The 19,940-nt window shown below is 70.9% G+C and carries 23 protein-coding genes; 14 read left to right on the forward strand and 9 right to left on the reverse strand.

Annotated elements, in window-relative coordinates; translation table 11 throughout:
* Positions 1-53 precede the first annotated feature (53 nt).
* Positions 54-518, reverse strand: a complete 465-nt coding sequence (locus QOL88_RS22645; protein WP_097218890.1) for a nucleoside deaminase — start codon at positions 516-518, stop codon at positions 54-56.
* Positions 511-1,260: a MerR family transcriptional regulator gene (locus QOL88_RS22650; RefSeq protein WP_097218892.1), complete on the reverse strand. Its 750-nt coding sequence runs from the start codon at positions 1,258-1,260 to the stop codon at positions 511-513. The genes QOL88_RS22645 and QOL88_RS22650 overlap by 8 nt, the downstream gene beginning before the upstream one ends.
* Positions 1,261-1,353: 93 nt before the next feature.
* Here QOL88_RS22650 and uvrA point away from each other — a divergent pair, with 93 nt between their 5' ends.
* The gene (uvrA, locus tag QOL88_RS22655) at positions 1,354-3,846 is read left to right on the forward strand and encodes an excinuclease ABC subunit UvrA (protein ID WP_097218895.1); all 2,493 of its coding nucleotides are present in this window, start codon (positions 1,354-1,356) and stop codon (positions 3,844-3,846) included.
* Between the two features lie 51 nt (positions 3,847-3,897).
* Here uvrA and QOL88_RS38630 read toward each other — a convergent pair whose 3' ends face one another.
* The gene (locus tag QOL88_RS38630; protein WP_097218897.1) at positions 3,898-4,503 is read right to left on the reverse strand and encodes a DUF7848 domain-containing protein; all 606 of its coding nucleotides are present in this window, start codon (positions 4,501-4,503) and stop codon (positions 3,898-3,900) included.
* Positions 4,504-4,607: 104 nt separating this feature from the next.
* Here QOL88_RS38630 and QOL88_RS22665 point away from each other — a divergent pair, with 104 nt between their 5' ends.
* Complete coding sequence (locus tag QOL88_RS22665) at positions 4,608-5,567, forward strand: helix-turn-helix domain-containing protein (protein WP_097218899.1); 960 nt, start codon at positions 4,608-4,610, stop codon at positions 5,565-5,567.
* Positions 5,515-5,628, forward strand: coding sequence for a DUF397 domain-containing protein (locus tag QOL88_RS22670; RefSeq protein WP_257028075.1), 114 nt, complete (start codon positions 5,515-5,517; stop codon positions 5,626-5,628). Before QOL88_RS22665 ends, QOL88_RS22670 begins: the two co-directional genes overlap by 53 nt.
* A gap of 1 nt (position 5,629) precedes the next feature.
* Here the strand turns inward: QOL88_RS22670 and QOL88_RS22675 are convergent, their stop codons facing one another.
* The 3 genes from QOL88_RS22675 to QOL88_RS22685 form a co-directional block, all read right to left on the reverse strand.
* Complete coding sequence (locus QOL88_RS22675; RefSeq protein WP_097218903.1) at positions 5,630-5,974, reverse strand: hypothetical protein; 345 nt, start codon at positions 5,972-5,974, stop codon at positions 5,630-5,632.
* A complete protein-coding gene (locus tag QOL88_RS22680; RefSeq protein ID WP_179879136.1) occupies positions 5,971-6,537 on the reverse strand; it encodes a DUF6232 family protein in 567 nt (188 codons plus the stop codon). The genes QOL88_RS22675 and QOL88_RS22680 overlap by 4 nt, the downstream gene beginning before the upstream one ends.
* 163 nt (positions 6,538-6,700) lie before the next feature.
* Positions 6,701-6,994, reverse strand: coding sequence for a PLD nuclease N-terminal domain-containing protein (locus tag QOL88_RS22685; protein WP_030840172.1), 294 nt, complete (start codon positions 6,992-6,994; stop codon positions 6,701-6,703).
* 66 nt (positions 6,995-7,060) lie between these two features.
* Here QOL88_RS22685 and QOL88_RS22690 point away from each other — a divergent pair, with 66 nt between their 5' ends.
* Positions 7,061-8,512: a menaquinone biosynthesis decarboxylase gene (locus QOL88_RS22690; protein WP_097218905.1), complete on the forward strand. Its 1,452-nt coding sequence runs from the start codon at positions 7,061-7,063 to the stop codon at positions 8,510-8,512.
* The gene (mqnP, locus tag QOL88_RS22695; protein WP_097218907.1) at positions 8,509-9,411 is read left to right on the forward strand and encodes a menaquinone biosynthesis prenyltransferase MqnP; all 903 of its coding nucleotides are present in this window, start codon (positions 8,509-8,511) and stop codon (positions 9,409-9,411) included. Before QOL88_RS22690 ends, mqnP begins: the two co-directional genes overlap by 4 nt.
* Here the strand turns inward: mqnP and QOL88_RS22700 are convergent, their stop codons facing one another.
* Entirely contained in the window at positions 9,412-10,020 is a 609-nt protein-coding gene (locus QOL88_RS22700; protein WP_097218910.1) for a rhomboid family intramembrane serine protease, read from the reverse strand.
* Between the two features lie 115 nt (positions 10,021-10,135).
* On the opposite strand from QOL88_RS22700, the gene QOL88_RS22705 reads away from it, so the two are divergent.
* The 8 genes from QOL88_RS22705 to QOL88_RS22735 all read left to right on the forward strand — a co-directional run bounded on the left by QOL88_RS22705 (position 10,136) and on the right by QOL88_RS22735 (position 16,154).
* Complete coding sequence (locus QOL88_RS22705) at positions 10,136-10,798, forward strand: UbiX family flavin prenyltransferase (RefSeq protein ID WP_097218913.1); 663 nt, start codon at positions 10,136-10,138, stop codon at positions 10,796-10,798.
* A gap of 57 nt (positions 10,799-10,855) precedes the next feature.
* Entirely contained in the window at positions 10,856-11,311 is a 456-nt protein-coding gene (locus QOL88_RS22710) for an Lrp/AsnC family transcriptional regulator (protein WP_031103084.1), read from the forward strand.
* An 82-nt stretch (positions 11,312-11,393) separates the two neighbouring features.
* Positions 11,394-12,557: an aminofutalosine synthase MqnE gene (gene mqnE, locus QOL88_RS22715; RefSeq protein WP_097218916.1), complete on the forward strand. Its 1,164-nt coding sequence runs from the start codon at positions 11,394-11,396 to the stop codon at positions 12,555-12,557.
* Positions 12,558-12,708: 151 nt separating this feature from the next.
* The gene (locus tag QOL88_RS22720) at positions 12,709-13,233 is read left to right on the forward strand and encodes a GNAT family N-acetyltransferase (protein ID WP_097218918.1); all 525 of its coding nucleotides are present in this window, start codon (positions 12,709-12,711) and stop codon (positions 13,231-13,233) included.
* A 102-nt stretch (positions 13,234-13,335) separates the two neighbouring features.
* Positions 13,336-13,635, forward strand: a complete 300-nt coding sequence (locus tag QOL88_RS22725) for a DUF4229 domain-containing protein (RefSeq protein WP_097218920.1) — start codon at positions 13,336-13,338, stop codon at positions 13,633-13,635.
* Between the two features lie 140 nt (positions 13,636-13,775).
* Complete coding sequence (locus tag QOL88_RS38635) at positions 13,776-13,877, forward strand: putative leader peptide (protein WP_324616928.1); 102 nt, start codon at positions 13,776-13,778, stop codon at positions 13,875-13,877.
* Positions 13,878-13,943: 66 nt separating this feature from the next.
* Positions 13,944-15,266 carry a dicarboxylate/amino acid:cation symporter gene (locus QOL88_RS22730; RefSeq protein ID WP_097218922.1) on the forward strand — a complete coding sequence of 441 codons (1,323 nt, stop codon included), beginning with the start codon at positions 13,944-13,946 and terminating at the stop codon, positions 15,264-15,266.
* 222 nt (positions 15,267-15,488) lie between these two features.
* A complete protein-coding gene (locus QOL88_RS22735; RefSeq protein WP_097218924.1) occupies positions 15,489-16,154 on the forward strand; it encodes a TetR/AcrR family transcriptional regulator in 666 nt (221 codons plus the stop codon).
* Here the strand turns inward: QOL88_RS22735 and QOL88_RS22740 are convergent.
* Complete coding sequence (locus QOL88_RS22740) at positions 16,142-16,996, reverse strand: MaoC/PaaZ C-terminal domain-containing protein (RefSeq protein WP_097218927.1); 855 nt, start codon at positions 16,994-16,996, stop codon at positions 16,142-16,144. The genes QOL88_RS22735 and QOL88_RS22740 overlap by 13 nt on opposite strands.
* Complete coding sequence (locus QOL88_RS22745; protein ID WP_097218929.1) at positions 16,996-18,321, reverse strand: 3-oxoacyl-ACP reductase; 1,326 nt, start codon at positions 18,319-18,321, stop codon at positions 16,996-16,998. The genes QOL88_RS22740 and QOL88_RS22745 overlap by 1 nt, the downstream gene beginning before the upstream one ends.
* Before the next feature lie 134 nt (positions 18,322-18,455).
* Between QOL88_RS22745 and QOL88_RS22750 the strand changes: the two genes are divergently transcribed.
* Entirely contained in the window at positions 18,456-19,745 is a 1,290-nt protein-coding gene (locus tag QOL88_RS22750; protein ID WP_097223134.1) for an acetyl-CoA C-acetyltransferase, read from the forward strand.
* Positions 19,746-19,940 lie beyond the last annotated feature (195 nt).

Below are 19,940 nucleotides of genomic sequence, written 5' to 3' on the forward strand. Positions count from 1 at the left end.
TTCAGGAGAACGGATGGCATCTCGAACGGCGATACGGGGCCCGCCTGATGTGCTCAGTTGACGCCGATGTCCTCGTTCCAGAGGGCGGGATGTTCCGCGATGAAGTCGCGCATCAGCCGGGTGCACTCCGCGTCGTCCAACAGCACGATCTCCACACCGTGTTCGGCGAGCCAGTCGTGGCCGCCGTGGAAGGTGACCGCCTCGCCGATCACCACCCGGGAGATGCCGAACTGCCGCACCAGGCCGGAGCAGTACCAGCAGGGCGACAGGGTCGTCACCATCGTCGTGCCCCGGTAGGTGCGTTGCCGCCCGGCCGCGCGGAAGGCCGCCGTCTCCGCGTGCAGGGACGGATCGCCGTCCTGGACGCGGCGGTTGTGGCCGCGGCCCAGCAGGGTGCCGTCGGCGCCGTACAGCGCGGCACCGATCGGGATGCCGCCCTCGGCGAGCCCGGAACGGGCCTCCTCGACGGCGGTCGTGAGCCATCTGCGTGCCTGTGCCCGGTCCGTGACCTCATCCATGATCCTGGTCTGCCCTTTCGTGACCTGGCCCGATCTTCGCCGCGTCGAGGTAGGCGTGCAGGGCCCCCGCGCCCTCGATCATGACCCTGGTGCGGGCCGTCAGTGCCTCGCCGCGCGCTGCGACGGCCGCCCGCAGCGCCGCACTGCTGCCCTCCCGCCGCAGCCCCTCCAGCACCGGCCTGATCTGGTCGAACAGGTAGTGGCTGCGGCGCAGGGTGTGCACGAGCCGGGCATCGCGCACATCGGCCGGCTCGTAGACCCGGTAGCCCGTCGCGCGCTCCCGGCCCGGAGTGAGCAGTCCGGCGCCCTCCCACACCCGCAGTGCGGACGTCCGTACGCCCAGGAGTACCGCCACCTCGCCGATGCGCAGGCCGCCCGACCGGGGCAGCGGGGCGGGCGGTTCGGCCGCGAGCAGTTCCAGGGCCTCGCTCGCCGCCCGCAGCGACACCCGCTCCTCGTGCAGGGCGGCGTGTGCGGCGTCGAGCAGCGCGAGCGCGCCGGGGACGTCCCCCTCGTGCACGGCCCGCATGATCGTCGTCGCGGTCACCGGCCCGTACCCCCGCATCAGCGTCCGGTACGCCAGCAGCGCGCCGCGGTGCGTCTCCCCGAAGACGCGGTAGCCGGACGCGGTCCGCGCGGCGGGCGGGAGCACACCGGCGTCCTCGTAGTTGCGGATCTGCTGCGTCGAGACACCGGCCGACCGGGCCAGGTCGACGGGGCGGAGGCGGCGATCGTTCGTCATCGATTTGAAGGTTACGGCAGGAAGCAGGCAGCGTATACCGCACGGCATCCCTCTCAAGTCTCAAGACCGCACTTCAATGGAAGACTTGAAGGAATGGACGACTTCATCCGCGTCACCGGTGCCCGGCTCCACAACCTCAGGAACGTCTCCCTCTCCCTGCCGAAGAACAAGCTGGTCGTCCTGACCGGCCTGTCCGGCTCCGGCAAGTCCACCCTCGCCTTCGACACCCTCCACCGGGAGGGCCAGCGGCAGTACCTGGAGTCGCTGGGCATGGTCACCGGCTTCGTCAGCAAGCCCGCCGTCGACTCGATCACCGGCCTGTCCCCGTCGATCAGCGTCGACCAGCACCACACCAACCGCAGCCCCCGCTCCACGGTCGGCACGGTCACCGAGGTCTTCACCTACCTGCGGCTGCTGTGGTCGCGCATCGGGGTCCGGCCCTGCCCCGGCTGCGGCAAGGACATCCCGCCGTCCTACGCCGACGACGCCGAGGCCGACGAGGACGCCGAAGCCGGGCAGCGGCCCTGCCCGCACTGCTCCACCTCCGTGCCCGAACTGGTCATGGGCTCCTTCTCCTTCAACAAGCCCGCCGGAGCCTGCCCGGCCTGCACCGGCCTGGGCGAGGTGATCCGGCCCGACGTACGGCGCCTGGTCGACGACGGCAAGTCCGTCGCGCAGGGGGCGGTGCACGGCTGGAACGCCAAGTTCACCGACTGGAGCCTCCCCGTGCTGCGGGCCGCCGCCGGCCACTACGGCTTCGCCTTCGACGTGGACACACCGCTCGGCGAACTCGGTGACAGGCAGCGGGACCTGCTGCTCCACGGCGTCGAGAGCCACGAGTTCCGGCGGCACTTCCCCGAGACCGAGCCTCCGGCGACCGTGGCGGCGGGCCGCTTCGAAGGGGTCGCGACGGCCCTGCTGCGCCGCTACAACGACCGCGCCGACGACCCCGAGTACCGCGAACGGGCCGAGCGGCAGGGCCTGGTGAAGCAGCCCTGCGGGGAGTGCGACGGGACCCGGCTGGGCGCTGCCGCCCGGGCGGTGACCGTGCACGGCCTCACCGTCGTCGAGGCCACCCGGCTTCCGCTGACCGACCTGGCCGACTGGCTGGGCGGCCTGCGCGAACGCTCTGCCGAGGACGAGTGGCCGCTCGTTGAGCCCGTCGTCGCCGACCTGGAGGAGCGGGTCCGCCGCCTGCTGGACGTCGGCGTCGGCTACCTCACCCTGGGCCAGGCCACCCCCAGCCTCTCCGCGGGCGAGACCCAGCGGCTGCGCCTGGCCGCCCTGCTCGGCTCCGGCCTGACCGGTGTCCTCTACGTCCTGGACGAGCCGACCATCGGCCTGCACCCCTCGGACACCGCCCGCCTGGTCGGCGTCCTGCGCCGCCTGCGCGACCTCGGCAACACGGTGCTGGTCATCGAGCACGACCTGGACGTCCTGAAGGCCGCGGACCATGTGGTGGACGTAGGGCCGGGGGCGGGCCGGGACGGCGGGCGGATCGTCGCCGAGGGCACACCGCAGGAGATCGCGGCGACGGAAGGCTCCCCGACCGGGGCGTATCTGTCCGGACGGGCGGCGCAACCGGCCCCACGGGGACGCGGCGACAGCGGAACGGCCCTGGTGATCCGGGGCGCCCGGGCCCACAACCTCAAGGACCTGACCGTACGCATCCCCCTCGGCCGGCTGGTCACGGTCACGGGCCCGTCCGGATCGGGCAAGTCCACACTGCTCCTCGACATCCTGGACCGGGCCGCGCGGCGGCGCTTCAACGGTGCGGGGGAACAGCCCGGCGAGCACGACGGCATCGACGGCTGGGAGCACCTGGGCAAGATCGTGACGGTCGACCAGGAGCCGGTCAGCCGGATGCCGCGCTCCAACGCGGCGACGTACGGAGAGGTGTTCACGCCGATCCGGGAGGTGTTCGCGGCGCGCTCGAAGGGGGCGCTCACAGCGGGCCACTTCTCCTTCAACACGGCCGGCGGCCGATGCGAGCGCTGCGAGGGCGCCGGAGTGCTGTCGGTGCACATGCACTTCCTCCCGGCGGTCGAGGTGCGCTGCCCGTCCTGCCGGGGCAGGCGGTTCCGGCCCGAGGTGCTGGGCGTCCGGTACCAGGGGTACGACATCGCGCAGGTGCTGGCGGCCACGGTGGACGAGGCGCTGGAGGTGTTCCGGGAGGTGCCCGCGGTGGCCGCCCGGCTGCGCCGCATGGCCGACGTCGGCCTCGGCTACCTCCCGCTGGGCCAGCCCGCGCCGACGCTCTCCGGCGGCGAGGCCCAGCGCCTCAAACTGGCGAAGGAGTTGGGCCGCCGGGCGGCCGGCCGCACCCTCTACGTCCTCGACGAGCCGACGACCGGACTGCACGCGGCGGACACGGCACGGCTCCTCGGGGTGCTGCAACGGCTGGTGGACGCGGGCCACTCCGTCATCACCATCGAACACAACGTGGACGTCATGCGGGCCTCGGACTGGCTGATCGACCTCGGGCCGGTCGGCGGGGCGGGCGGCGGCCGGGTCGTGGCGGAGGGGACCCCGGGGGAGGTGGCGGCGGCCCGGGCGTCCCGGACCGGTGGGTTTCTGGCTGGGTGACGTACGCCGCGCTCTCGGGGCCGCGCGCTTCTTCGGCGGGTTCGTGCCCCGTCAGCCCTGCCTCTCCAGCACCGCGTAGTCGGCGAAGCAGCGGCGGTAGCGCAGGTGCCTCGTCTCCTGGGTGTGCCTGCGCTGCCACTCCTCCACCTCGCCGGGCGCCTGACGCGGGCCCGAACCCGCCCCGCAGTCCTCTTCCTCGCCCGAGACGCACCGCGCCTCGTACTCGGGCTGCGCCGACGCGTCCTGCACGATCGTGTACGGCACGTACCGGAAGATCCTGCGGCCGGTCGACTCCCCACCGTGCTCGTCGCGTTGGTGCTGGCGCAGCAGCACGTTCGCGTCGGTCACGGCACTGCCGTCGAACGCGGCCCGTGCCCTGTCCCGCCGGAGCGCCAGCTCCTCGCAGCCCACGCACCCGGGCACCGGTGAGGGCGGCCGGTGCGGATCGGCCGACAAGCCCTCCCTGGAACGGTCGTTGAGCGCGCGTACGCCCGCGCTGAGCCGCTCGTCCAGGGTGGCCTCCCGGATCCTCGCCGGGTCGGCCTGCCATTCCCGGCCGCCGCCGACCGGGCGCAGCATCACGTACGGGCCGGTTCTGTCCTGGTACTCGCCGACCTTGCGCGTGTGCGGGTCGTAGACGAGCGTTCCCGGTTCCATTTCGCATACCTCCGTCACTCTGGGTGTATCGAGCGTTGCGCACGGGAACGGTCCGGTTCAATGCTTGGCGTGTGACACCGGTGCACTGTCACGGAGGGGGAGCGGTGAGCCGACGGAACGGCGGGGCGGAGTCGGGGGCGAGTACGGCTGCCGTGTTCGGGGAGGTGCTCCGGCATTTCCGCGAGGCGGCGCTGCTCACGCAGGAGGCACTGGCGAGGCAGATCCCGTGCGACCGCTCGCACGTGGCGCGGGTGGAGGCGGGCACGAGGGTTCCGCAGGACACGTTCGCCAAGACCTGTGACGAACTTCTGGATACGGGTGGGGTGTTGCTTCGGCTGTGGGCCAAGATCGACTGGTATCCGCAGGTGGAGCATCCGGATTGGTTCCGGCGGCGGGCGGAGATGGACGAGGTGGCCGTGACCCTGCGGGAGTACCAGGAGCGGGTCATCCCGGGGCTGTTGCAGACGGCTGACTATGCCCGGGCGCTGTTCTCGCGGCTGGTGAGTGGCGAGGAGTTGGAGGAGCGGTTGCGAGCCCGACTGAGCCGTCAGCAACGCTTCCTGGCGGAGGGGGGCCCGCTGTACCTCGTCGTCCTGGACGAGAGCTGCCTACGCAACGTCGTCGGCAACCCGGGCCTGATGAGGGACCAGTGCGCGCACCTGCTCGACGTCGGGCGGCGGCCCAACATCCGTATCCAGGTCGCCCCCGCGGACCGCCTCGGCCTGTTTCGCCCCAGCGGCTCCATGTCGCTGATCGAGCTGCCGGACGGGCATCGGTGGGTCTACTCGGAGTCCCTGGATCGCGGCCACTTCAACGACGATCCGGCCCTCTATGCACGCCACAGCCACTCCTATGATGTGCTCAGGGCGGACGCTCCGTCAGCCCCCGGGTCCGCTGCTCTGATCAGCGACGTGATGGAGAGGTACGAGCGTCATGAAGAAGCCCGAACTCAGCGGGGCGCAGTGGATCAAGAGCAGCTACAGCGACGCCAACGGCGGCAACTGCATAGAAATAGCCCCCGCTTACCCCGAAACCGTCCCCGTCCGCGACAGCAAGAACCCTGACGGACCGGTCCTGGTCGTCACCCGGTCCGCCTGGTCCGCGTTCGTCGGATCCCTGCGCTGACCTACTGCCCGCTCACCATCTGCAGGATCCGGTTGGCCGCCTCCGCGACCGGCTGCCCCACCGACCCGACGGCCGCGGCGATCGCGGCGATCGCCATCAGTGCCCGGTGCCGCTCCTGCGCGGGCGCGGCGTCCGCGGCCAGCACCGGCAGGGACTCGTCGATGAGCTGCGCGCTCGGCTGCGGCAACTGATCGCGCAACTCCCGGACCTCGCGGATCAGTTCGGCGAGGGCCATCCGCAGGGCGGGGTCCGTGTCGCCCGAGGCCCCGTTCTTCACGATGCCCGTGTTGCCGCTGCCGCCGTGCATGTTGACGTTGTCGCCGTAGTAGTAGCTGTTGCCGCTCATGCCGCGATCCCCACGTTTCCGCTGCCGCCGTACATGTTGACGTTGTCGCCGAAGTGGTAGTTGGTGGGTGAGTTGATGGTGAGCTGCTCCACCGTCACCTGGAACTCGGTGTCGGGGTTCTCCAGCGCCCCCGAGACGTAGCCGACGAGCCGGTCCAGGTGCTGCGGGTCGGGGCTGGTGACCATCGCGGTGGACGGACCGGCCGTCTCGATGGCGAGGACGTAGTGGGACGGCGCCGTGACCACGGAGAGCATCTCGACGAAGAAGTAGATCAGCGCCGCGCCGGAGCAGATCCATACGAAGATGATCAGCCCACCGCCGCCGGACTGCTCACTCTCGTACGGGCCGCTGGAACTGCTGGCGAGGGAGATCAGACCGCCGACGATCGACAGGCCGATGGCCACGGCCAGGATGATCCCGGCGCGTTTCAGAAAGCGGAAGACCGCCTCCTTGCGCTTCGGACGGAGGGTGAACGTGTACACCCGGGCGATGTTGCGCAGCGGGTAGGCGGCTGTGCCGACCCATAACAGGCGCTTGTGGACGCGTAGTTCGATGTCCGTCATGGCGCGCGGTGGCGTGGAGGGCGGGGGCGGCACGTCCCACTGCCCCGGTGGCTGCTGGATCTCCATGGCGTCCTTCTGAAGGCCGGTGGTCACACTGTGAACACCATTGACGACCATGCGTGTGTCCGAGGCAACCCGTTTCCCGAAAGCTCCTCAGGGCCCCTCAGGACTCGTCGCGCCTCGGGTCGTCGTCCTTGTTCTTGTCCTCGTCGAGGGACTTCAGGAAGTCCGGATTGTCGTCCGGCGCCACCCACTGCCGCGGACGCTCCGCCGCGGGCACCCGCTTCTTGCCGGCGATCAGCCAGGAGATCGACCCGACGAGCGGGAACACCAGGACGAGGAGTGCCCACAGCGGCTTGGGCATGTGGCGGATCTCGTCGTCCTTCGTGCTGATGCAGTCGATGAACGCGTACACGCTGAGCGCCAGCGGCACGAGGAACATCAGTACCCGGAGCATGCGGCCTCTCAGCGAAAGCGGTGGGTGGTTCCAGGCCAGGGTAGCGGCTCGGGGATACTGGACCCCATGGCTTACGACGATCTTCGCTCCCTGCTCAGGGCGCTGGAGCGCGAGGGCGACCTCAAGCGCATCAAGGCCGAGGTGGACCCGTATCTGGAGGTCGGGGAGATCGTCGACCGGGTGCAGAAGGCGGGTGGCCCGGCGCTGCTCTTCGAGAACGTGCGCGGGTCGAGCATGCCGCTGGCGATGAACGTGTTCGGCACGGACCGGCGGCTGCTGAAGGCCCTGGGCCTGAAGTCGTACGCCGAGATCTCCGAGCGGATCGGCGGGCTGCTGAAGCCCGAGCTGCCGCACGGCTTCGTCGGCGTGCGCGAGGCCTTCGGCAAGCTCGGCGCGATGACGCACGTACCGCCGAAGAAGGTGAAGGACGGCCCCGTGCAGGAGGTCGTCCTGACCGGGGACGACGTCGACCTGGACCTGCTGCCGGCCCTCTTCACCTGGCCGAAGGACGGCGGGTCGTTCTTCAACCTGGGACTGACCCACACGAAGGACCCGGAGAGCGGCGTCCGCAATCTCGGGCTGTACCGCCTCCAGCGCCACGACAAGCGCACCATCGGCATGCACTGGCAGATCCACAAGGACAGCCGCAACCACTACCAGGTGGCCGCGCGCAGGGGTGAGCGGCTGCCCGTCGCCATCGCCTTCGGGTGCCCGCCCGCCGTGACGTACGCGTCCACGGCCCCGCTGCCGGGGGACATCGACGAGTACCTGTTCGCCGGGTTCCTCGCGGGCAAGCGGATCGAGATGGTCGACTGCAAGACCGTGCCGCTCCAGGTGCCGGCGCAGGCCGAGGTCGTGATCGAGGGCTGGCTGGAGCCGGGCGAGATGCTGCCCGAGGGGCCGTTCGGCGACCACACCGGCTTCTACACGCCGCAGGAGCCCTTCCCCGCGCTGACGATCGACTGCATCACGATGCGGAAGCGGCCGCTGCTCCAGTCGATCGTCGTGGGCAGGCCTCCGACGGAGGACGGGCCGCTGGGCCGGGCGACGGAACGCTTCTTCCTGCCGCTGCTGAAGATCATCGTGCCGGACATCGTGGACTACCACCTGCCGGAGGCGGGCGGCTTCCACAACTGCGCGATCGTCTCGATCGACAAGAAGTACCCGAAGCACGCGCAGAAGGTCATGCACGCGATCTGGGGCGCGCACATGATGTCGCTGACCAAGCTGATCGTGGTCGTCGACTCCGACTGCGACGTGCACGACCTGCACGAGGTCGCCTGGCGGGCCCTGGGCAACACCGACTACGCCCGCGACCTGTCGATCGTCGAGGGCCCGGTCGACCACCTCGACCACGCCTCCTACCAGCAGTTCTGGGGCGGCAAGGCCGGCATCGACGCGACGAAGAAGTGGCCCGAGGAGGGCTACACCCGCGACGGCGGCTGGCCCGACATGGTGGAGTCGGATCCGGAGACGGCGGCGAAGGTGGACCGTCGCTGGAAGGAGTACGGACTGTGAGTTCCGCTTCCGCCGCGATCCCCCAGCCGGGACGCACCAAGGCGTTCCTGCGGCTGGTGATGATCGAGCACTCGGTCTTCGCGCTGCCCTTCGCCTACATCGCCGCGCTCACCGCGATGTTCCAGTGGGACAAGAACATCCACTGGGGCCGGCTGCTGCTGGTCACCATCTGCATGGTGGGCCTGCGCACCTTCGCGATGGCGGTCAACCGGATCATCGACCGGGAGATCGACGCGCGGAACCCGCGCACGGCACAGCGCGAGCTGGTGACGGGCGCGATGTCGGTGAAGCACGCCTGGACGGGTGCGCTGATCGCCCTGGTCGTGTTCCTGACCGCGGCCGCCCTGCTGAACCCCCTGTGCCTGGCACTCGCCCCCATCGCGGTGATCCCGATGGTGGTCTACCCGTACGGCAAGCGGTTCACGAACTTCCCGCAGGCCATCCTCGGCCTCGCCCAGGCGATGGGCCCGGTCGGCGGCTGGCTGGCGATCTCGGGGGAGTGGTCCTGGGACGCGGTGATCCTCGGCCTCGCCGTGGGCATCTGGATCGGCGGCTTCGACCTGATCTACGCCTGCCAGGACGTGGAGACCGACCGCGAGATCGGCGTCATGTCCGTCCCGGCCCGCTTCGGCATCCCGTCGGCGATCTGGGGCGCGCGGGTCTGCCACGCCCTGACGACGGCCCTGTTCGTCTGGTACGCCCTGGCCACCGGCGCCGGCGCCTTCTTCTGGATGGGCCTGCTGATCGTCGCCGCCGCGTTCCTCTACGAGCACTCGATCGTGCGCCCCCACGACCTGTCCCGTGTGAACCGTGCCTTCTTCAGCGTCAACGGCTTCATCGGGATCGCGCTGTTCGTGTGCGCGCTGCTCGATCTGCTGGTGCGGGGTCTGACCGTCTGATCACGGTGCGGTGAGCGCGCGGCTCGCCTCCGGGCGGCGGCGGAACAGGAACGCCGCCGCCACGCCCGCGAGCAGGCCTATGAGGTGGCCCTGCCAGCTGACGCCCGTCTGCGTGGGGGCCAGGCCCGTGAGGATGGAGCCGCCCCAGATCGCGGCGATCACGACCCCGGCCAGGATGCCCAGGGGGCGGCGCTCGACGAAACCGGTGATCAGAAGGAACCCGAACAGGCCGAAGATCACGCCGGAGGCGCCCGCGGTGTTGGTGTGGGCCGGGGCGATCAGCCAGACCCCCAGGCCGTCCACGACGATGATCAGCGCACAGACCAGCAGAAACCGGCGCAGCCCCGCGAGCGCGGCGAGGAAGCCGAGGACCAGCAGCGGCACGGTGTTCGCCGCCAGATGGGCGAAGCCGAAGTGGATGAAGGACGAGGGGACGACATCGACCAGCTCGGAAGGCTCGCGCGGGGTGACACCGAAGCCGTCCAGCGCATGGCCCGTGACCACGTCCACCACTTCCAGCAGCCACAGCAGCGCCACCCAGGCCAGCATCAGCTTGCCCGCGGCCAGCGCACGATCGCTCTGTGACCACCCGGCTCGCGGATCCGGCATGGCGACCCCCAGTGCTCGCTCGTCCCCTCCGTGCAACGGCCCGCACCCCTTGGCCGGTTCCCACCCTGCGACGCCGGATAGGCTCGGTGTTGTGAACCCAGTCAAGCCAGGCGAGATGCCGCGTACGCCTTGGATCGTAGGGGTGTCCGGGGCCTCCGGCACCCCGTATGCCGCTGCCGTGCTGAGGGCGCTTCTCGACGCCGGCGAGAGCGTCGATCTCGTGGTGTCCCGGGCCTCCCGGCTCACCCTGCTGGACGAGACCGGGATCTCCTTCCGGGACGCCCACTGGCAGGACGACCTGCGGGAATGGCTGTCCCGGGGCGCCGACGGCAAGCCGGGCACCTTCTCCGTCGACATCGACGCCGTACGGCACTGGAGCGCCGGCGACCTGGCCGCCGGGCCCTCCTCGGGGTCGTACCCCACCAAGGGCATGCTCATCGTGCCCGCCTCGACGGCGAGCGTGGCGGGGGTCGCGCTCGGTCTGTCGAAGGACCTGCTGCAACGGGCGGCGAGCGTGACTCTCAAAGAGGACCGCAAGCTGATCGTGGCCGTGCGCGAGACCCCGCTGAACGGCCAGACCCTGCGGCACCTGGTCACCCTCGACGACGCGGGCGCGACGGTCGTGCCCGCCTCACCCGCCTTCTACGCGGGCGCGACGCACATCCAGGACCTGGTGGACTTCGTCGCCGGACGCGTACTCGACGCGGCGGGCGTGCCGCACCGGCTCTACCGCCGTTGGCAAGGTGAACTCGGCGGCGGTGCGCACCGCGACGGCTGAGCAGCACCCGAACCCCATCGGACTCAACTACAACTTCAGCGGAAGGCTTCGATCGCAATGGACGCGGTGGACAGGCAGCTCATCCAGGCCCTGAGGGAGAACGGCCGGGCCTCCTACGCGGAGCTGGGACGCCTCGTCGGACTGTCGGGACCCAGTGTCACCGACCGCATCAACCGGCTGGAGGCGGCCGGAGTCATCACCGGCTACCGGGCCACCGTCGACGCCGCCTCGCTCGGCCTCGGCGTCACCGCCCTGGTCGGCATCTCGCTCTCGGACGCCACCGACCACGAGGACGTGGCGCAGCGGCTGAAGGACCTCTCGGAGATCGAGGACTGCTGGTTCATCGCCGGCGACGACTCGTACATGCTCAAGGTGCGGGCGGCCGACGTGGACGGCCTGGAGAAGATGATCCGGCGGCTCAGCGGCACGAAGGGGGTCTCCCGGACGCGTACGACGATCGTGCTCTCCACGAAGTGGGAGAACCGGGTCGGGGAACTGCCCGAAGAGGAGTAGGCCCGGAGGGCCGTTTGGGGGCACCTCCCGCCCGAAGGGTGGGGGCGTACGGTAAGGGACGTCGTCGTAGAAAGGTGTGGGCATGGATCTCGGGCTCAAGCGCGAGCTGGAGGAGAAGGTCAGGGCGGGTGTCCGGCTGACCCGTGAGGACGGCGTCGCGCTGTACGAGTCGGACGACCTGGCCTGGCTCGGCGGCCTGGCGCACGAGGTGCGCACCCGCAAGAACGGCGACGTCGTGCACTTCAACGTCAACCGGCACCTCAACATGACGAACGTGTGCACGGCCTCCTGCGCGTACTGCTCCTTCCAGCGCAAGCCGGGGGAGAAGGACGCGTACACGATGCGCATCGAGGAGGCCGTCAAGCTCGCGAAGGCGATGGAGTCGGAGAACCTCACCGAGCTGCACATCGTCAACGGGCTGCACCCGAACCTGCCGTGGCGCTACTACCCGCGGTCGCTGCGGGAGCTGAAGGCCGCGCTGCCGGACGTCTCGCTGAAGGCGTTCACGGCCACGGAGATCCACCACTTCGAGACGATCTCGGGGATGAGCGCGTCGGAGATCCTCGACGAGCTCATCGACGCGGGTCTGGAGTCCCTCACCGGTGGTGGCGCCGAGATCTTCGACTGGGAGGTCCGGCAGCACATCGTGGACCACCGGACCCACTGGGAGGACTGGTCCCGGATCCACCGGCTCGCGCACGAGAAGGGTCTGAAGACCCCGGCCACCATGCTCTACGGCCACATCGAGGAGCCGCGGCACCGGGTGGACCACGTGCTGCGGCTGCGTGAGCTGCAGGACGAGACCGGCGGCTTCCAGGTCTTCATCCCGCTGCGGTACCAGCACGACTTCGTCGACATGAAGGACGGCAAGGTCCGCAACCGGCTTCAGGCGCGGACGCAGATGGCGACGGGGGCGGAGGCGCTGAAGACCTTCGCGGTGTCGCGACTGCTGTTCGACAACGTGCCGCACGTCAAGGTCTTCTGGGTCATGCACGGCGTACAGACCGCGCAGCTCGCCCTTCAGCACGGGGCGGACGACATGGACGGGTCGGTCGTCGAGTACAAGATCACTCATGACGCGGACAACTACGGGACGCCGAACAAGCTGACGCGTGAGGATCTGCTGGATCTGATCCGTGACGCCGGGTTCCGGCCCGTGGAGCGGAACACGCGGTACGAGATCATCCGGGAGTACGAGGGGCCCGACGCGGAGCGTCGTGAGTCGCCGCAGCCGATGCGGGTTTGATCGCTTTCGCTTTCGGGTGCGGGTGCGGGTGCGTGGGGGGCTGGTCGCGCAGTTCCCCGCGCCCCTGAGGGGGGACCCGGAGGGCATGGTCAGGACCTCGGCACCCTGAAAGTGGCGGCGCACGCACTGTCGTAATAGCTAGAATCCGCGCATGCCCCTTACCTTCACGCTCGACCCCGCCGTCACGCCCGAGCTGCGTGACGGCCTGCTCGATCTGTGGACCGATGTCTCCAACGCCGGCGGAGCCGTCGGGTACGTGCCGCCGGTGACGCGCGAGGAGATCCGCCCCGCGCTGGTGCAGCACTTCGCGTCGATGGCCGAGGGACGGGTCAAACTGCTCGTCGGGCACGACGAGGAGGGGCGGGTCGCCGCCACCGCGTTCCTGACCTACAACACGCACCACCTGATGACGCACTGGCTGTGGCTGTACACGGTGATGGTGCACCCGCGGCACCAGGGCAAGGGCTACGGCCGGGACCTGCTCGGTGCCGCAGCCGACGCGGTCCGGCGCATGGACGGCATCGAGGCGATCCGGCTGACCTGCCGGGGCGGACTCGGTCTCGAGCGGTTCTACGCGTCCTGCGGCTACAAGGAGGTCGGTCGCATCCCCGGGGCGATCCGGGTGGCACCCGGGGACGACCGCGACGACGTCATCATGCTGCTGCCCCTGGCCTGACCCTGGCCTGACCCCCCTGCAAGATCGGCCGCTCGGCGTGCTTCACTGGACGGTGCCCCTTTGGGTGCGTTCCGACCGTTCGAACCGGAAGAGTGGATTGAGATGCTCCGCTACACGCTGATGCGCCTCGGAGTCTTCGTGGGCTGCCTCGTGGTCGTCTGGGGCGCCGTCTACTCCGGCATCGCCCCGCGCGGTCTCGGCAACAGCAACGGGCTGTGGGTCGTGCTGCTCGCCCTACTGATCTCCGCGCCGATCAGCTTCGTCGTACTGCGCAAGGAGCGGGACCGGGCGTCGGTCCAGGTCGCCCAGCGCGTCGACCGGATGAAGGCCAACCTGGACGCCAACCGCAGCCAGGAGGACGTGGCCGACGACGGCGCCCGGGCCCAGGGGCAGACCTCGTAAGGTCCCCGCACGCGTTCGCAGCGCCCCGTTTCCGTACATGCTCGGAAACGGGGCGCTTTGCGTTGTATGGGTGTGTGTGCGTCGTCACCTGTCAAAGCCAGGCTTTGGGGTCCCCAAAGCTCAGGTGTTAAGGTCGTGGTATGAAGTCAGCAGTCGCGCCCCATTCGCCCCCGAGCGCTCCGCTCGTGGCGCGACTGCACGTGGATCTCTGTCGGTGCGCGTCCGCTTTCTGTCGTCCCTGACGTAACGCAACCCCCCGTCGTCTCCCACGTCAGTTCCCCCCTCGCGTCCCCCAACGGAGTCAGTCCGTGTCCTCACACACGAAGTCCTTCAAGGTGCCCTTCTGGGCCCAGATACTCGCCGGTCTCGTCCTGGGTGTGCTGCTCGGCTGGCTCGCCCGCGACCAGGACGTGTCCTGGCTGGTCACGACACTGGAGAAGGTCGGCGACACCTTCATCGGGCTGCTGAAGCTCGCCGTCGCCCCGCTCGTCTTCTTCGCGATCCTGGTCTCGATCACCAACCTGCGGAAGGTCAACAACGCGGCCCGCCTGGCCTCGCGCACCCTCCTGTGGTTCATGATCACGTCGCTGATCGCGGTGAGCATCGGCCTGATCATCGGCCTGGTCACCAACCCCGGCGCCGGTACCGGCCTCACGCCCAAGGACGGCGCGAAGCCCAAGAGCACCGGCTCCTGGATCGACTTCCTGACCGGCATCATCCCGACGGACGTCATCACGCCGTTCACCCAGCTGAACGTGCTGCAGATCGTCTTCATGGCCGCCGTCGCCGGTATCGCGGCGCTCCAGCTCGGCGAGAAGGCCCAGCCGATCCTCACCCTCAGCGAGTCCGCCCTCAGCCTGCTCCAGAAGGCGCTGTGGTGGGTCATCCGGCTCGCCCCGATCGGCACGATCGGCCTCATCGGCTACGCCATCGCCACCTACGGCTGGGACCTGATCGGCAAGTACGCGACGTTCACCGCCGACATCTACGTCGGCTGCCTCATCGTGCTGTTCGGCGTCTACCCGACGCTGCTCGCGACCGTCGCCAAGGTCAACCCGATCCAGTTCTTCAAGGGCGCCTGGCCCGCGATCCAGCTGGCCTTCGTCTCCCGCTCCTCGGTCGGCACCATGCCGCTGACGCAGAAGGTCACCGAGCGGCTCGGCGTGCCGAAGGAGTACGCGTCCTTCGCGGTGCCGTTCGGCGCGACGACCAAGATGGACGGCTGCGCCGCGATCTACCCGGCCATCGCCGCGATCTTCGTCGCCCAGATCTTCGATGTCCAGCTGGGCGTCGGCGACTACCTGCTGATCGCGTTCGTCTCGGTGGTCGGCTCCGCCGCCACGGCCGGCCTGACCGGCGCGACGGTCATGCTGACCCTGACCCTCTCCACCCTCGGCCTGCCGATGGAGGGTGTGGGCCTGCTCCTCGCGATCGACCCGATCCTGGACATGATCCGCACCGCGACCAACGTCGCCGGGCAGGCGCTGATCCCCGTCCTGGTCTCCGCCCGCGAGAACCTGCTCGACCGTGACGCCTACGCCACGGCCGACGGCTCCTCCCTGGACGACCCGTTCGACGAGCCGCGTGACGAGCCGCGCGACAGGACCGAGCCGGTCGGCGCGACCGCCTGACGGCACTCCGGCCTGACGGCACTCCGGCCTGACGGCACTCCAAGGGGCGCCCCCTGCTACCGCGGCAACTCGCCGTAGAGCAGGCGGTGCCCCTGTGTCGTGTCCATGTGCGCGCGCACCCCGTCCCGCGCGACCAGGCGGGGGGAGTCCTCGCAGAGGAAGCGCACGATCGCCTCGCGGCCGACAGGGGCGGCGGCCCGCCGGGCCCGTACGCTAAGCGGTATGGGTGCCGTGAAGACGAAGCGGATGCCGCGCGCGGTCCGTGAGCAGCAGATGCTGGACGCCGCCGTGCAGATCTTCGGCCAACGGGGCTACATGGCCGCGTCGATGGACGAGATAGCCGAACTGGCCGGTGTGTCCAAGCCGTTGGTCTACCTGTACCTCAACTCGAAGGAAGACCTCTTCAGCGCCTGCATCCGACGGGAGGCGGGGGCCCTCGTCGAGGCGGTACGGGCCGGGGTCCGCCGCGACCTGCCCGCCGACCGGCAACTGTGGGAGGGCCTCGGCGCCTTCTTCACGCACACCGGCGAGAACCCGGACGCGTGGTCGGTCCTGCACCTCCAGGCGCGTACGCACGGCGAGCCGTTCGCCGCCGAGGTCGCCTCGATGCGCGAGGAGATCGTCGCCTTCGTGACGCAGCTGATCCTCGCCGGTGCCCGCGAGGTTCACCGCGACCCCGACCTGCCCGAGCGTGAGGTCGCAGGGCTCGCCGAGGCCCTGGTCGGCGCCGCCGAGTCGCTCGCCGCCTGGGCCAACGCCACCCCGGGCGTCACCGCCCGCCAGGCCGCGGCCACGCTGATGAACTTCGCCTGGGCCGGGCTCGGGGACCTCATGGCGGGACGGCCCTGGGCGCCCCCGGAGGAGCAGCCGGGCCCTCACACCGGGTAGACATCCCCCGTCACATGGATCCGGTCCTGCCCGCCGCGCAGCTCGAACCGGCCGTCCCGCTCCGCGTACGTCACCTCTCCGGGCAGCAGGACCGGGGCCCGGAACTCCGCGCGCAGATGGCAGGACTCCGGGACGCCGTGCGCGGCGAGGCAGCGGGCCACGGTCCACATGCCATGGGCGATGGCCCGGGGGAAGCCGAACAGCCGCGCCGTGAGCGGGTGCAGATGGATCGGGTTGCGGTCCCCGGAGGCGGCCCCGTAGCGGCGTCCGACGTCCCCGGCGAGCCGCCACCGCGCGGCCTCGGGCAGCGGCTTGCGGGCCTCCGCCTCCCGGGGAGCCGCGACCGGCCCCTGCGTGCGGTGCCGGGCCAGGTAGGTGCTCCTGGACTCCCACACGAGGCCCCCGTCGCCGCGCACCTCGGTGACGACCGTGGCCTCCGTGCCGCGCCGGTGGGGGGCCAGCCCCTCGATGTGCACGGAGAGTTCGTACGTGCCGCTCGCCGGCATCCGTGCGTGCCGGGTGACGGTGATCGACGTGTGGACGAGGCCGAGCAGCGGCAGCGGGAAGCCCCGGCCGCTCATCAGCCGCATGGCCAGGGGGAATCCGAGCACGTGCGGATACGTCACCGGCAGCGCGTCCTCCCCGGTCGTGAACCCGCAGACCCGCTCGTATGCCGCGAGCCGCGCGAGGTCCACGCGCAGGCCGCGCAGGACGAGCCGGGTGCGGGGGAACTCCCCGTCGGGGTCCGGGCGTTTGAAGGGCGACAGCAGGGCGCCCCGGGCGAGGAGCGGGGCGAGGGAGGGGGACTCCGTGAGGACGAGAGCGGCGGCGGAGTCGGCCATCACGCCCCCAGCAGGCTCTGGCCGCAGACGCGGACGACCTGGCCGTTGACCGCGCCCGAGGCCGGGTGTGCCAGCCAGGCGGTGGTCTCGGCGACGTCGGCCGGGAGGCCGCCCTGCGCGAGGGAGTTCATGCGCCGGCCCGCCTCGCGGATGAACAGCGGGACGGCGGCCGTCATCTTCGTCTCGATGAAGCCGGGCGCGACCGCGTTGACCGTCACACCGTGCTCGTCGAGGGCGCGCGGCGCGAGGGAGCGGACCAGGCCGACGACGCCCGCCTTGCTCGCCCCGTAGTTGGTCTGGCCGGCGTTGCCGGCGATCCCCGCGATCGAGGCGGTGGCGACGATCCGGCCGCCGCGCTTCAGCGTGCCGTCCTTCAGCAGGGCGTCCGTGGTGCGCAGCACACTCGCCAGGTTCACCTCCAGGACGGAGATCCAGCGTTCGGCGGGCATGTTCACCAGGCGCCGGTCGCGGGTGATGCCCGCGTTGTGGATCAGCAGGTCCAGGCCGTCGGGCAGCGCCTCGGAGATCCGGGCGCCCGCGTCGGCGGACGTCATGTCGAGCAGCAGCGCGGTGCCCCCGAGCCGCTCGGCGACCCGCCGGGCGTCCTGCTCGGCCTGCGGCACGTCGAGCACGACGACCCGGGCACCGTCCCGCGCGAGGGTCTCGGCGACCGCCTCACCGATGCCCCGGGCGGCGCCGGTGACGAGAGCGGTGCGGCCGGACAGGGGGCGGTCCGGGTCTGCGGCGGTCGGCTCCCGGTCGGCGGCCGCGGGCTCCCGGTCGGCTCCGACCTCGATCACCTGCCCGCTCACATAGGCCGACTTGGGCGACAGCAGGAAGCGCAGTGTCGACTCCGTGGCGGCGGCGTCCGTGAGCCGGACCAGGTTCACCGTCCTGCCCCGGCCGATCTCCTTGCCGAGGGAGCGCGTGAAGCCCTCGAGGGCCTGCTGCGCCGCGGCCTGGTGGTGGTCGGCGGGGTCGAGCGGCGCGCCGAGCACCACGACGCGCCCACTGGAGGCGACCGACCGCACGACCGGATGCAGGGCGGCGTGCACCTCGGCCAGGGCCTCGACGTCCCGCACCCCGGTCGCGTCCAGGACGACGGCGGCCGTGCGACCGTCGCCGGCCGGGCCGGTCCCGGTACGGGCCAGGACCGGAGCCAGGTCGAGGGCGGACCGGCCTGCGGTGAGGTGCAGCAGGCCGCCGTCCAGGGCGGGCCGTTCGGCGGACCAGCGGGTCAGCGCCGCGGGCTGCGGCAGCCCCAGCCGCCGGGTGAGGAAGCGGCCGGGCGCGGTGCCGGTCAAGCGCAGATAGCGGTCGGCCATGGACGACTCCCAGTTCCCGAAAACGGCTCACCGAAGCCCCACTCCTGCTTACTCTGGAGTAAGGTTACCGGAGGTAAGGCTACGTCACGGACGAGGAGCAGGTCGAGATGAGCTGGTCAGATGGGCTGGTCGAGATGAGCCCCCAGCAGCTGTCGCAGTCGGTGCGGCGCGTGGCGGTCGTCGGCGGAGCGCGCATTCCCTTCGCCCGCTCCGACGGCCCCTACGCCACCGCCTCCAACCAGCAGATGCTCACCGCCGCCCTCGACGGCCTCGTCGAGCGGTACGGGCTCCAGGATCCGGGCGCGGTCGGCGAGTTCGTCGCCGGGGCCGTGCTCAAGCACAGTCGCGACTTCAACCTCGCCCGCGAGACCGTCCTCGGCTCGAAACTCCACCCGCGCACCCCCGCCTACGACATCCAGCAGGCCTGCGGCACCGGCCTCCAGGCCGTCATCGCCGCCGCCAACAAGATCGCCCTAGGCCAGACCGAATCGGCCGTCGCGGGCGGCGCCGACACCGCCAGCGACGCGCCCCTCGGCGTCAACGACTCCCTGCGCCGCATCCTCCTCGAAGCCCGCCGGGCGAAGTCGACCGGGGCCCGCCTCAAGGCCCTCGCGAAGGTGCGCCCGGGCCACCTCGTCCCCGACATCCCGCGCAACGCCGAGCCGCGCACCGGCCTGTCCATGGGTGAACACGCCGCCGTCACCGCCCGCGCCTGGGGCATCCCCCGCGCGGCGCAGGACGAACTCGCCGCCACCAGTCACCAGCGGCTGGCGGCGGCGTACGAACGCGGCCTCTTCCAGGACCTGGTGGTCCCCTTCCGCGGCCTGGCCCGCGACCAGAACCTGCGCCCCGGCTCGACGGTGGAGAAACTCGCCTCCCTGAAGCCGGTGTTCGGGCTCGGCCACCCCGACCCGACCATGACGGCCGGAAACTCCACCCCGCTGACGGACGGCGCCGCGACCGTCCTGCTGGCGAGCGAGGAGTGGACCCGCGAGCGCGGCCTGGAGCCGCTGGCGTACCTCACCGCGTACGAGACGGCGGCCGTCGACTTCGTGGGCGGCGATGTGGCCGGCGGCGAGGACGGACTGCTCATGGCGCCCGCCCACGCCGTCCCGCGCATGCTGGAGCGGGCCGGGCTGGGCCTGGACGACTTCGACCTCGTCGAGATCCACGAGGCGTTCGCCTCCCAGGTGCTGGCGACGCTCGCCGCCTGGGAGAAGCAGGGCCTCGGCACCGTGGACCGCGCCCGGCTGAACGTCGCCGGCTCGTCGCTCGCCACCGGCCACCCCTTCGCCGCCACCGGCGCCCGGATCGTCGCCACCCTCGCCAAGCTCCTCACCGAACGGGACGCCCCCGCCCGCGGCCTGATCTCCGTCTGCGCGGCGGGCGGACAGGGGGTGACGGCCATCCTGGAACGCGCCTGAGGGGGGACGGCCCCACGGAACCTGAATGACCCTCACGTAACCCCCGAGATTGCACAGGCCTGGCTCCGGACCATCCCCTAACCCGCACAAAGCCGCCACGTGAGCGCCGTACGATCCCGTTCCTACCGTCAGTAACCCCTTTCTGGGGGTTCCGCCGGTTGAGCGCCTCGGCGTGCGAGGCACGTACCTCATGCA

The organism is Streptomyces sp. Ag82_O1-12, assembly GCF_900182715.1.
Classification (GTDB): Bacteria; Actinomycetota; Actinomycetes; order Streptomycetales; family Streptomycetaceae; genus Streptomyces; species Streptomyces massasporeus.